Here is a 13,790-nt window from a genome sequence, read left to right as displayed (position 1 = left end):
AGCCTCCATCGGCATTTGACCAGGGATATAGCATAAAAAAAGGGAAACCGGGTGACCCCAGTTTCCCTGCTATTCGCAACGAGGTCGTCCAATTGGGCGACCCTTATAAAGAGCGATCGCTACTCTGCGGCTTGGGCCACTGGATCAATAGAAACATAAGTGCGGTTATTGCGTTTTTTCGCAAAAGACACGCGGCCTTGTTCCATCGCATAGAGCGTATGGTCTTTACCCATGCCGACATTGGTGCCGGGATAGTATTTTGTACCACGCTGGCGAATGATGATGTTGCCGGGAATGACAGCTTCGCCACCAAATTTTTTCACGCCAAGACGGCGACCTGCGGAGTCGCGACCGTTGTTGGACGAGCCGCCTGCTTTTTTATGTGCCATGTCGGTCTCCTAGATTGAGAAGGGCGCGCGAACGCTAGCCCGTAATGCCTGTGATACGTACAACTGTTTCCAGCTGACGATGGCCGCGTTTACGGCGATAATTTTGACGACGTTTCTTTTTAAAGACGAGAACTTTTTCGCCTTTACGTTGTTCGATCACTTCACCGGTGACGGACGCGCCGTCGACCATCGGTACGCCGACTTTAACGTCGCCATCCGCGCCGTGCATAAGCACGTCGTCGAAGGTGACAGTTTTGCCCTCTTCGGTGTCGAGTTTCTCAACAATTATAATGTCGTCTTTGGCAACTTTGTATTGTTTGCCGCCTGTCTTGATGACTGCGAACATGATGTTCCGTCCTTACTGTTTGGTCGGGCCGGCACATGCCTAGAGAGCCCAAAAATCACGAAAGCCGCGCGCGTGAAAGACTCACCGGGCGGCAGTAGCGGGCGAATTAGCCCTGCCTCACTAAACTGTCAAGCCAGACCGTCAGCATCTTGACGAATTCCGGACATGAAAAGACCCCGCCGATAAAATCGGCGGGGTCCGTATTCAAATAGCAGAGGCCTTAGTTGTTAACCGAGCCGATGACATTGCCTTGTGCGTCCAGGATTTGGCCCTGAGCGTTAACACGGCCGATCACAGCGCCCGTTCCGTCGACAACAAAGCCGTCAGAGCGAACCGTGAAGCTCGAGGATGAGCTTCCTGTCGTGACTGAGCGACCTGTTGACGTCAGCACACTGCCAGAGCTTTGCGATCCGACTTGGGCGCGAGGCAGGACAGAGACGGGGTTACGTGAACCCGATGTCGTTGTCGTGGTCGACTCACCCGAGATGATCGTTGATCCGCCGGTCACAACTGTTGGCATTTGGGTTGTCGTGGTTCGCGTTTGCGACCCGGTGATAACCGTTGGGCCTTGTGTCGTGACCGTTGTTTCGCGACGCGATCCAGCAACGATTTGCAGGTTTCGGACAACGATGACACCTGCACTGTTGATGACATTGCCGGTCGATGCTTCGTAACGGCCGACAACCGTTCCGTTGCCGTCGATGACCATGCCGTCATCGCGCACTGTGTAAGACAATGTGCGAGTTGTGGTTTCGGTCACTGTTCCGGTTTGGATACCCGTAGTGTTTGTCTGAGTTGATGCACCCGTGGTGAAGCCTGTGGTCGTTGTGGTAATTGCACCACTGACCATTGAGCGCCAATCGACCCGCAATTCGTCCACTGTACGAAGCGTTAGCCCGCCTGTGGAAAGATTGCGTGACGTCTGGAACGCCTCAACCGCTGAGTAGGTTTCTTGTGTCAGGCGACCGTTAATGGCGCTGGAGTAGAAGCCCAATTCTTGCAGACGACGCTGGATGGCCGAGATAACCACAGAGTTGGCGTTCGCTTCGCAGAGAACCTGACGCCATTCTGAGCGTTGTGCGCTTGTCACTGTGCGCTTCTCGATCGTGTCATAGACAGCGGGGATTGTGATCCGCTCTGTCCGAGCCGGGGTCACAACACGCTGCACTTCAACAGTCTGGTAGACCGCTGGAATGACTTGTTGCTCGACGCGGGCGGCTTGATCAACGACGCGGCGTGTCACGGTCCGCGTGACCGCTGGGATCGTCTGCTCATCGACGCGTGCCGCTTGAGCGACGACGCGGCGTTCAACCGTGCGAGTCACAGCCGGGATAACCCGCTGTTCACTGCGCGCTGGGCTGACAATGCGACGACGTGTTTCCGCGCGGGTCACAGCCGGGATCTGACGTTCTTCAACGCGGCCAGGGGTGCGGACGACACGGCGCGTGACAGCTTCAGTCACAGCCGGGATCGTCTGTTCAACGGCACTTGCCGGGTTAACAACAACACGACGTGAGATCGTTTTGGTGACAGCCGGGATGGTCCGTTCAACAGTCCGTGCGGGCGTAGTGACAACGCGACGTGTTTCCGTCCGGGTTATGGCCGGGATGGCCCGTTCAACCGCGCGGGCTTCCTGACGCAGGATTTGACGCGACACTTGCTTCGTCACAGCGGGGACAACCCGTTCTGTCACTTGAGCCGGTGTCCGGACAACGCGGCGGGTCACTTCTTTGGTAACCGCTGGGATTGTCCGTTCTGTCGCTTGTGCAGGTTGCGCGATAACGCGGCGCGTGATCGCTTTCGTGACCGCTGGTACAGTCCGTTCAACCGTGCGGGCTGGGGTCCGAATGACACGACGTGTCTCGTTCCGTGTGACCGCAGGAATTGCGCGTTCAGTGACTTGTGCAGGATTACGAAGCACTCGGCGTGTTTCCTGACGCGTGACCGCTGGGACCGCGCGCTCAACTATACGAGCCGGTTGCGCTATAACCCGGCGCGTAATGGCTTCGGTAACCGCTGGGATTGTCCGCTCTGTCACGGCAGCCGGTGTCCGCACAACGCGGCGCTGGATTTGCTTGGTCACAGCCGGGATTGTCCGTTCGACGGTACCGGCAGGTTGAGTGATGCGGCGCATCGTTTCCTGACGGGTAACCGCTGGGATTGTCCGTTCAACCACAGCAGCCGGTGTCCGCAAGACGCGGCGTTGGATCTGCTTGGTGATCGCTGGAATGACCCGTTCGACAGTGACAGCCGGTTGCGTGACAACGCGACGTGTTTCCTGACGGGTGACCGCTGGGATGGCGCGTTCAGTAACTGCTGCAGGCTGGCGCACGACGCGACGCTGCAATTGCTTCGTCACAGCCGGGATAACCCGTTCAGTTGTTGCTGCAGGGGTCCGCAAGACACGACGTGTTTCCTGACGGGTGACCGCTGGGATGGCGCGTTCAGNCGAACCGTTTCCTGACGGGTGACCGCCGGGATGGCACGTTCAGTGACGGCGGCGGGTGTTCGCACGACGCGGCGCTCGATCTGTTTGGTCACGGCCGGGATGGTCCGTTCGGTCACCGCAGCGGGTGTCCGCACGACACGGCGTTCTTCAACGCGGGTCACAGCAGGGATACCCCGCTCAGTGACGGCAGCCGGTGTCCGCACAACACGGCGCTGAACTTGCTTGGTAACCGCCGGGACGGCACGCTCGACAACGCGGGCAGGCTGAGCCAACACGCGAACCGTTTCCTGACGGGTGACCGCCGGGATGGCACGTTCAGTGACGGCGGCGGGTGTTCGCACGACGCGGCGCTCGATTTGCTTGGTCACAGCCGGAATGTTTCGTTCTGCGACGGTCGCAGGCGAACGAATGACGCGAACCGTTTCCTGACGGGTGACCGCTGGGATGGCGCGTTCAGTGACGGCGGCGGGTGTTCGTACGACGCGGCGCTGGATCTGCTTGGTCACAGCTGGGACAGCGACCTCAACCGTACGAGCTGGTTGCGTGATGACGCGACGCGTTTCCTGACGGGTGACCGCCGGGATACCGCGTTCTGTGACCGCTGCCGGTGTCCGCAAGATGCGGCGCTGGATTTGCTTCGTAACCGCAGGAACGGCCACTTCGACGGTGCGAGCAGGGGTCCGGACAACACGACGCTGTTCGACGCGTGTGACGGCCGGGATGGTGCGTTCAACGACGGACGCGGCTGCATCGACGACCCGGCGTGTGACCTGACGGGTCACGGCTGGGATTGGCCGTTCTACAACAGCGGCTGCATTGGCTACAACACGGCGTTGGATTTGCTTCGTGACCGCGGGGATCGCCCGTTCAACGGCGCGGGCTGGTGTCGCTAGAACACGACGCTCTACCGTTTTGGTGATTGCCGGGATGGCCCGTTCCACTGTGGCGGCTGGACGCGTGACGCGACGAACATCCTCGAGGCGTGTGACCGCTGGGATCGCACGCTCTACGACACGAGCCGGTGTGCGGATGACACGGCGTGTCTCCTCACGTGTGACCGCTGGGATGCCGCGTTCAACTGTACGGGCCGGTGTTGCGACGACGCGACGTGTTTCCTGACGCGTGACGGCAGGAATGGCACGTTCAACAACAGAGGCCGGACGATCAATAACGCGGCGTGTGATTTCTTTCGTCACGGCTGGAACCGCACGTTCAACTGTGCGGGCTGGCTGAACGATCCGGCGACGTGTTTCCTGACGGGTAACCGCTGGGATGCCACGTTCGACGGCGCGGGCCGGCGCATCAATGACACGACGTGTCACGTTGCGCGTGATCGCCGGGATTGGACGCTCGACCATACGGGCCGGCGTCCGAACGATGTTCGTTGAAATTTCGCGCGTGACGGCCGGGACGGCACGTTCAACAATACGAGACTGTTCGATCAGACGTTGGATCTGGACCGTGCTGACCTGTTGCGAGTAATCGCCATTGCCACCTGCACCACCGGCACCGGGATCAATTTCGACAACACGCGCTGGCGTGACCAGACGACGGACTTCGACGTTTTCATAGACCGCAGGGATCGTGATTTCGCGTGTGGAGGCGGCGCTATCCACGACACGTTTTGTCACTTCACGCGTAACCGCAGGAACGACGCGCTCAATGGCGCGGGCGGGTTGAACCAAAATCGTCTTGGTAATGGCCTTATATTTAGCAGGGACCAACACGCGGCAGAGGATTTCGCCCGTCTGCGTTACGATTGTTTGCGTTGATTCGACGACTTGCTCAGACACACCGTTAAACACAGTGAACTGACCGCGTGTGTTGGTGTTGACGCGGCCTGTTGCGCCCAATTGAGCGGCATTCAGGGCTTGTGTGCCAGGTTTCCACTCTTCACGCGCGGGCTCAATGATGACCTGCTCTGTGCGAGTTTCATAGACGGCCGGGATGACTTCGATTTCGACACGCTGTGGTGAGATAACAATTGTCTCTGTCACAGTGCGGTAAGTCGATGGCATCACTTCGATACGGGTCGCTGCGTCTTGCATCAGAACGCGTTCAGTTACAGTTTCGAACTGAGCCGGGATCACGCGGAGCAATGAGGCGCCATCGCGAGAAACGTAAGTCTCGTTGATGGTTTCATACTCGGCAGCAACGGCGATATACTCAACCGTAGCCGGCTGAACGACGACCGTTTCAGTGACGGTTTCGAATTGAGCGGGAATTGCCACCAATTCGGTGGTCGCGTCTTGAACAACGACAGTTTCTGTAACTTCCCGGAACGAGGCGGGTTGAGCGATAAGCTCTGACGTCGCTTCTTGAACAACGATGGTCTCGGAGAAGTCTTCGAAGACAGCGGGAACACTGATAAATTCAACGCTCGCATCTTGAACAACAACAGTTTCTGTCACGTTACGGAATGTCGCCGGTGTTGCGACCAGCTCTGTCGAGGCAGGTTTGAGAACAATTGTTTCGGTCACAGCTTCAAATTCAGCCGGGATCGACACAAACTCTGTCGATGCGTCTTGGACGACGACAGTTTCTGTCACGGTATCGAATTCAGCGGGTACAACGACCAGTTCAGTTGAGGACGGTTGGACGACAACTGTTTCTTGATACGTTTCGAACTGTGCAGGAACAGATTGGAACTCAACAGACGCGGCTTGGACGACAACCGTTTCTGTTACCGTCTCGAACACAGCGTCTACGTTGATAAGTTCAACGGAGGCATCTTGAATGACGACAGTTTCTGTCACGGTCTCAAAGCGAGCCGGCGTAACAACAAGTTCGCTGGACGCGTCCTGAACGACAACGGTTTCCGTGATTTCGCGGAAGGTTGCAGGCTGTGTCACGAGCTCGCTCGACGCGTCTTGGACGACAACCTGATACTCTTCGGTGACGAATTCAGCTGGAACCGTTTGGAAAGCGACGGAGGCAGGCTGAATAACGACTGTTTCTGTCACAGTTTCAAAGGCTGCTGGGATCGTAACGAGCTCAGTCGACGCTTCTTGAACAACGACAGTATAATCTTGATTAGTAAAGGTCGCTGGGAATGTGTCGAATTTCACTGTTGCAGGCTGCACGACGACAGTCTCTGTGACTGTTTCGAACACCGGGGCAATTGCTACGAGCTCAGTTGAGGCGTTTTGAACAACAAAAGTTTCCTGAACCGTCTCGAAAACGGCAGGGGTCGTGACATATTCAACGCCAGCCGGTTGCACGACAACGGTCTCAGTGACGGTTTCGAAGACGGCCGGGACGGTGATCAGCTCAGCTGACGCGTCTTGAACAACTACGGTGACTTGCTGCTCTTCATAGGCGGCCGGAATGGTTTCAAAGACTGTAGACGCCGGTTGAACAACCACAGTTTCTGCGACGGTTTCAAACACGGGCGGAACTGCGATGAGTTCAGACGAGGCGTCTTGAACAATGATGGTTTCCTGAACTGTTTCGAACGACGCTGGAACGCTCACATATTGGACGGTTGCAGGTTGAATGATGACTGTTTCGGTGACGGTTTCGAATTGCGCTGGAATGGACACAAATTCAGCCGACGCTTCTTGCACGACGAGGGTTTCGGTCACGGATTCGAATTGCGCCGGAACAGCCGTATATTCGACACCCGCAGGTTGAATAATAACTGTTTCAGCGACTGTCTCAAAGACAGGCGCAATGGCAATCAATTCACTCGACGCTTCCTGAACGACGATCGTTTCTGTGACGTCGTTGAAGACAGCGGCTGTACCGACGTATTCGACGGTCGCGGGCTGAACGACAACAGTTTCTGTGACAGTTTCGAATTGTGCGGGAATAGTGACAAGTTCAGTCGCAGCTTCCTGTACAACGATTGTTTCAGACACAGTATCGAATTGCGCTGGGATCGAATCATATTCGACGCTGGCAGGTTGAACGATAACCGTTTCAGTGACCGCTTCGAAAACGGCCGGAACGGCGACGAGTTCGTTTGAGGCTTCCTGAATGACCACTGTTTGTGTGTAGTCTTCGAATTGCGCAGGAACGGCAGCATATTCGACGGTCGCGGGTTGAACCACGACTGTTTCAGTGACTGTTTCAAAAACAGGGGCCGTGGCAACCAATTGGGTCGCTGCGGCGCGTGTTACGATCGTTTCGGTGACATCTTCAAAGACAGCCGGGACGCTGACCAGTTCAACACTGGCGTCCTGAACAATAATCGTCTCCGTGACGGCTTCAAACGCCGCTGGGATGATAACGAGTTCGCTGGATGCTTCTTGCAAAACGATCGTTTGTGTGACGTCTTCGAAGACAGCCGGAACAGACACATACTCGAGTGTCGCGGGTTGCAAGACGACTGTTTCTGTTACGCTCTCGAATACGGCTGGAGTCGTGACCAACTGACTGAACGCGGGTGTTACAACCAATGTTTCGTTGACAGTCGCAAAGACGGGAGCTGTTGAGATAAGCTCAACAGTTTGGTCCTGAACGACAACGTTTTCGGTGACGGTTTCAAAAACGGCCGGGGTGATGAGAAGCTCTGATGAGGCTTCTTGAACCGTGATCGTTGCTGAACGCTCTTCAAAAACCGCCGGAACCGTCTGATATTCGACAGTTGCAGGCTGAATAACGACTGTCTCGGTGACATCATTATAGGCTGCCGGTGTGATGATCAGGCGATTTGCAGCGTCCTGAACGACGACGTTTTCAGTAACCGTTTCGAAGACAGGCGGAATTGATACAAATTCAGTCGATGCAGCCTTGACGATAACATTGTCCGTGAAGTCTTCAAAAACAGCCGGGGTTGTTACGTATTCAACTGTTTCAGGACGAACCAGAATAGTCTCAGTGCGTGTCTCGTAAACTGGGGGGATTGTCACGAGCTGCGTAGAGGCTTCTTGAATGACAACGGTCTCAGTCACATTACGGAAGGTGGGGGACGCGGACACGACTGTGCCGCCCGTTCCGTTAGCGAAGCTATTGACCGCATTGGCGACGATGACGCGCCCATCCGTTGCGACGATGGCGCCGCGATTATTGATTGTACCGATGACACTGCCTGATGCGTCGCGAACACCAAAGCCGGAATCGATACCGAAGGTGTTGCCGCCAATGGTCAGTCGTGTCGCCACGCCATTTGCAAGGCCGATGTAAGTGACAGGGTCGACAGCGCCCGCGAGGATCAACGATCCGTTAGCGGCGACCAGGTCGCCATTCGCATTGACGGAACCAATCCGGTTGCCACTTGCGTCGATAATGTTGCGGCCGGCATCGATTGTATAAGTGACGCCACTAAAGATGATCTGGATGCGGCCAACGCCAGGAACCAGAACAGCGCCCGTGCCAGAACCGACCGGGACGATTTGGAAACTTTCTTCCTGAACAAGAACGCGTTCTGTGCCTGTTTCAATAACAGGGGGGATCGTGCGAATTTCGAACGACTCTTCACGAAGAACAACTTGTTCTGTTGAGATCTCATATTGAGCGGGAACGATGACCCGGGCGAAGCATTCGCCGGGCAATGGATTACCCGGAGGCAAATCCTGCGCAACGGAGGGTGCGGCAAGAACAGCAACGCTGGCTGCCATCAGTAAAGTGCGTTTCATATATAAGACCCCCAAGTCTTCAGTAAGATATTCTGCTGAGGCGCAGTTAGTCAGACGCTTACCCAAACCTCAGAAAGATGGCTAGGCGTTAATACAACGATAGCAAACCTTTCAGCTTCAGTTCAAGAAATGACCGTCGTGAGGAGAAGTTTATGTAATTCGATCCCCTAAGGAGCGTTTCACAACGATGTTTCTATCCGAAATTATGGAATACTATCAAAGGCTACGCGTTAGTGGCGAATACGTTGCAATTTGTTGACCGAAATGGATTATAACGTGTAAATATGGCGTTTTTACTGCGTTTCACGGCGTTACAGACTTGATTCCACGTGGAACTTTTCTGGCCCTTATTAACTTTTCTGGCCCTTATTAAGGTCCCACCTCATTTTACGCGGCTTTGTGTGCTCGACACTCAATCTATTCCCCTCAGAGTAGAGTTTTTGAGGGTTTAGTCGCGTTTTGCGTGATTAAGAACCCGAATAAGTGCAGACATGTTCGCTCCGTCGAAAGAGGCGTTCTCGGCATGAGGCGAGAATCAATTACCTTAACCCTTCTATTAAACGCCATGACAATCGTCCTTGTGGGACGGTCAGATGTTGCGCCATTGCACCCCCTCGACAGCGTGAATGTCGATGTTTGAAGGTAGTGATATGATACGATCCGGTTTTGCGGCAGCACTCCTCGTAACGACGGCGGCGCTTATATCTTGCGCACCCGCGTCACCGCAGACCGAAGGCGAAATCAAAGTTGCGCTGCCGGCGGTTGAGAGTGTCGATTTCATTCATCAAGCTAGCGACCTCGCGATGGATGAAGACATTCTATATGGCCGGTTCCCGAACGGATTACGCTATGCCGTCATGAGTAATGATACGCCGTCCAAAACAGCGACATTACTTATGCGGATTGATGCAGGCTCATTGGATGAAACGGACGCGACGCGGGGCCTCGCGCATTTTCTCGAACACATGGCGTTTAATGGGTCTGATGCGATCCCCGAAGGGGAGATGATAAAACGGTTGGAACGGCTCGGTTTGGCTTTTGGGCCTGACACGAATGCCTCTACCGGATTTGATCAAACAAGCTATCAGCTAGAATTGCCTGACGTGACGGATGACCTGCTTTCCGAAGCGCTCTCGATTTTTCGCGAAACCGCGCAGCGCCTGACGCTTTCGCCGGATGCGATTGAGCGTGAACGTGGAATCATTCTGGCCGAGAAACGAGCACGCAATAGTCCCGCGTTCCGCGCCCAAATTGCTTCGTTAAAATTCCAGACTGAAGGTTCGGGACTGGTCGAGAGCCTGCCGATTGGAACAGTCGAGACCATCGGGTCAGTGACGCCAGAGCAGTTTCGAACGTTCTATGATGCGCAATATCGTCCAGAAGACGCGTTCATCGTTCTTGTTGGGGATCGGCCGACAGAACAACTGGCACATTTGATCGAAACCGAATTTGCGGATTGGACGAATGATACGGCACCGGTGGGCGACGCAACACTGCCGCCGATTCGCTTTGATGAGCCGCGGTTTGGCGCCTTTTTCGATCCTGAAGTGATAAGTTCGATTTCACTCTCGACGATCAGCGAAATCGCACCCGAATTAGAACGGCGCGACACTGAAGCCAACCGGGCGGCAGGTCTGCCCCTCTATTTTGCTAACGCAATGCTAAATCGTCGATTCGCCAAAAAGGTGCGCGCGGGGGAAGCGAATTACACAGGAGCCGGGACCGGCGTCAGTGATTTTTTCGAGTCTGCTGAAATCGCAAGCCTGAGCGTATCTGGTGAGCCGGATAAGTTGCGTAACGGCTTTATCGAAGCCGAACGAATTTTGCGCCAAGCGATTGAGCATGGATTCTCACAATCTGAGCTCGACGAGCAAATCGCCAATGCCCGAAAAGGCTGGGAAGTGGCCGTGCAAACGGCCCCGACACGCCGAACATCGTCATTGGCCCGCCAGATTTTAGGGCGTTTTTCAGAGGAGCAGGTGATGACCTCCGCTGCAAGTTCACTGGCCCGATTTGAAACGAGCGTTTCCGCGTTGACGGTTGAGGATGTCCATAACGCATTGCGCGAGGCTTGGAACAATTTGGACACGGCTCCGCAATTATATTTGCAAGGCGATAATGTCATTGAAGACCCTGAAGCTTGGCTCCAAGCGCTGTTGACCGAAGCGCGGTCTATCTCACTTCCAGCCGATATTCAAACCGATGCCGGAACCTTTGCCTATACCGATTGGGGGCCAGCCGGGCAGATCGCAGAGACGTCGACGATTGAGGATATTGGCATCACGACCGTCAGGTTTGAAAACGGTGTGCGTTTGAACATGAAAACAACGCCCTATGAGGAAGACGTCATCCGTATTCGCGTGCGGACAGGATCAGGTTCTGCTTTCTATCCGCAGGATGAGCCCGCTTTTGGTATGCAGCTTGGATCTGTTTTGGGCGCATCCGCTGTGGGCGCCCATACGGCGGATCAACTCTCGACCTTGACGGCAGGCAAAACCGTCGGTGTCGGTCGCGGATTTGGCATGCGAAGCATGACCCTGTCCGGCGCAACCGTTCCCGGTGATTTGGACATGCAGTTGCAATTGATGACGGCCTATCTGACGGATCCGGCTTATCGGCCCGAGACTTTGACATCCTATGAAAGCCAAATTCGATCTTTCTGGTCAAAGCTTGATTCAACACCGGGCGGCGCGGCGAGTTTGAAAGTCCCGTCTCTGCTGAGCTCTAATCATTGGTCTGATGCGCATCCGACAGAGACACAGGCGTTGAATGTCGATCTTGACGCTTTGTCCGCTTGGTATGACGCCAATGTTCGCGGCGGTCCTTTAGAAATTGGCGTGGTGGGTGATTTTGACGAGGCCCGTGTGATCGATCTCGTATCGCGCACCTTCGGAACACTTCAGAATGTTGACGGTGAGGCCAAGGTTCTGCCGCAAACCGCGATCAACCCCGTGTTCCCCGAGGGACGTTTGCGTCCGTACCGTATCACCCATGCAGGAGAACCGGATACGGCTCTTTTACGCCTCTACTGGCCCGTCAAAGATCATAAGGAGACCTTGATGGACAGGCGTCTGAATGTCTTAGCGCAAGTTTTGAAGTTGGAATTAAATGAGGTTCTGCGAGAAGAGGAGGGGGCGACCTACTCGCCATCGGCCTTTACGTCATTGCCAGACACGACCCCGAACTGGGGTTATGTCGGCGTCAGCATTGAAGCGTCACCCGAAGAGCTAGATCGTCTGACGGGGGTCATTGAGACTGTTACCGCCAAGTTAGCCACACAGGGCGTTGTGCCGGATACATTTGACCGCGCGATGAAACCCACGCTTGAAAATTTAGAAACGAGCTTGGAGAGCAATAACTACTGGCTTGGTGTGATTGATGAGGCACAAGGCAGAGCCGAGACGCTTGATCGACACCGGACGCGCGATGCCGCCTATCAAGCCATGACCGTTGACGATATTTCTGTTGTCGCGGCCGGCGTTTTCAATCCTGACGCCGTTATTCGTGTTTACGTCTTACCGGAAAAATAGAGAGGTGTTGCGGCCATCCGCCCTCCCGGCGAGACGGCTGTTACATGGCTAGCTCAAACAGGCGTTAAGTATGCTGTAAGCATGATCGTTGAGCCTGATTTAAACCTATAGGCGCTAAAAGGACCGGGAGAGAACAGACAAGATGATAATCAAGCGGAGCACAGACGTGCCTCGACTGGGTCAGCATGGCGTCCGCAGGAGGTCTCAATGTTAAGCCGTTTTGTTAGCAATATTGGTTCATCTATTCGTCAGAATGAGAGCGGCAATGTCGCCATTATGACCGCTGTGGCGATGTTAATGATCGTTGGCGCAACGGCCTTATCGCTCGATATTTCTAAAGGGGTGAATACCAAATCCCGGTTGGCGGATGCGACTGACGCTTTGTCAATCGTCTTGGCTAAGTCTCGAGTTCAAAACCAAGCTGAAATGCGACAGATCGCGCAAGAGTTTCTCGACACAAATTATCCAGACTTATCCGGCGAAAAGGTCGAAATTCTGTCCCTGTCGTGGGACGGTGATGCTGTGACCGTCAAACTATCTGATGTTTCCGACAATAGTTTTGGGTCGTTCCTTGGCCGCGAAAAACTAGATGTGTCGGTCGAGTCGACAGCCGTGTATTCCCGTAAACTCATGGATATTGCGCTTGTGCTGGATTCAACGGGGTCAATGAGTGGATCAAAAATGTCCACTCTCAAATCTGCAGCCACAGATATGATTGATATCATTGATGAATATAGTGACACGAACGTCCGCATGTCCGTTGTCCCATTTTCTGACTATGTGAATGTTGGTGTCTCGCAACGGACGGCGTCATGGTCGGACGTGTTGCCGGATCGGTCTTATCGTGCGGCAAGCTCAGGTCGGCCTGCTGTCGCCGAAAGAAAATGGTTAGGCTGTGTCGGGTCCCGAAATGGGCAGGATCATATGCGTGTGGCCTACAATGGCCGAAAAATTCCGGCCTTATATAAAAACCAAGTCACCTGTGGGTCAGAACTGCTGCCTCTGACGACGAATTTTAACGCGGTTAAGACAACGATCAACGGCCTTGTTGCGTCTGGGTGGACGTACATGCCCTCAGGCATACTCTGGGGCTGGCGGACTTTGGATGACAACGCGCCCTTTTCGCATTTTACGGCCGATAAAACCCAAAAAGTTATGATCCTGATGACGGACGGTGAAAATACACGAGCCAAAAAAGGCATTATGCATAACCAAGCGGGACAAAATTATAAAGCGGACCAGATGACACGCGACCTTTGCGAGGCTGTGAAGGACGAAAACATAATGATTTATACGATCGCTTATGAAGTCAATGACACGTCGACGCGGAGTCTTTTGGAAAATTGTGCGACAATCAAAGCGAATTATTACAACGCCCGTAACGCCGGACAACTTAGAAAAGCGTTCGAAGATATTGCGAACACGCTGAATGATGTTCGGATCAGCTCCTGAGTTTGACTTCGTTTTGAGCGGTGAACGCTTAACGATCTAAAACCG

The 13,790-nt window shown here is 54.5% G+C and carries 5 protein-coding genes; 2 read left to right on the top strand and 3 right to left on the bottom strand.

Annotated elements, in window-relative coordinates:
- Window positions 1-119 precede the first annotated feature (119 nt).
- The 3 genes from rpmA to IE105_RS06565 all read right to left on the bottom strand — a co-directional run bounded on the left by rpmA (window position 120) and on the right by IE105_RS06565 (window position 3,136).
- Window positions 120-389 carry a 50S ribosomal protein L27 gene (gene rpmA, locus IE105_RS06575; protein ID WP_189496668.1) on the bottom strand — a complete coding sequence of 90 codons (270 nt, stop codon included), beginning with the start codon at window positions 387-389 and terminating at the stop codon, window positions 120-122.
- Window positions 390-423: 34 nt separating this feature from the next.
- Complete coding sequence (gene rplU / locus IE105_RS06570) at window positions 424-735, bottom strand: 50S ribosomal protein L21 (RefSeq protein WP_189496666.1); 312 nt, start codon at window positions 733-735, stop codon at window positions 424-426.
- 220 nt (window positions 736-955) lie between these two features.
- Window positions 956-3,136, bottom strand: coding sequence for a peptidoglycan-binding protein (locus tag IE105_RS06565; protein WP_189496664.1), 2,181 nt, complete (start codon window positions 3,134-3,136; stop codon window positions 956-958).
- A gap of 6,277 nt (window positions 3,137-9,413) precedes the next feature.
- Here IE105_RS06565 and IE105_RS06555 point away from each other — a divergent pair.
- Entirely contained in the window at window positions 9,414-12,293 is a 2,880-nt protein-coding gene (locus tag IE105_RS06555) for a M16 family metallopeptidase (protein WP_189496659.1), read from the top strand.
- 207 nt (window positions 12,294-12,500) lie between these two features.
- Window positions 12,501-13,745: a vWA domain-containing protein gene (locus IE105_RS06550; protein ID WP_189496657.1), complete on the top strand. Its 1,245-nt coding sequence runs from the start codon at window positions 12,501-12,503 to the stop codon at window positions 13,743-13,745.
- Window positions 13,746-13,790: the final 45 nt, after the last annotated feature.

It is taken from the genome of Algimonas arctica (genome assembly GCF_014652695.1).
GTDB lineage: Bacteria > Pseudomonadota > Alphaproteobacteria > Caulobacterales > Maricaulaceae > Litorimonas > Litorimonas arctica.
The sequence above is the reverse complement of the archived record's forward strand: the minus strand, read 5'-3'. Positions and strand labels throughout refer to the sequence as shown.

Coding starts and splice junctions, on each gene's coding strand:
- IE105_RS06550 (WP_189496657.1), top strand. CDS start 12,501: ATGTTAAGCCGTTTTGTTAGCAATATTGGTTCATCTATTCGTCAGAAT.
- IE105_RS06555 (WP_189496659.1), top strand. CDS start 9,414: ATGATACGATCCGGTTTTGCGGCAGCACTCCTCGTAACGACGGCGGCG.
- rpmA (WP_189496668.1), bottom strand. CDS start 389: ATGGCACATAAAAAAGCAGGCGGCTCGTCCAACAACGGTCGCGACTCC.
- rplU (WP_189496666.1), bottom strand. CDS start 735: ATGTTCGCAGTCATCAAGACAGGCGGCAAACAATACAAAGTTGCCAAA.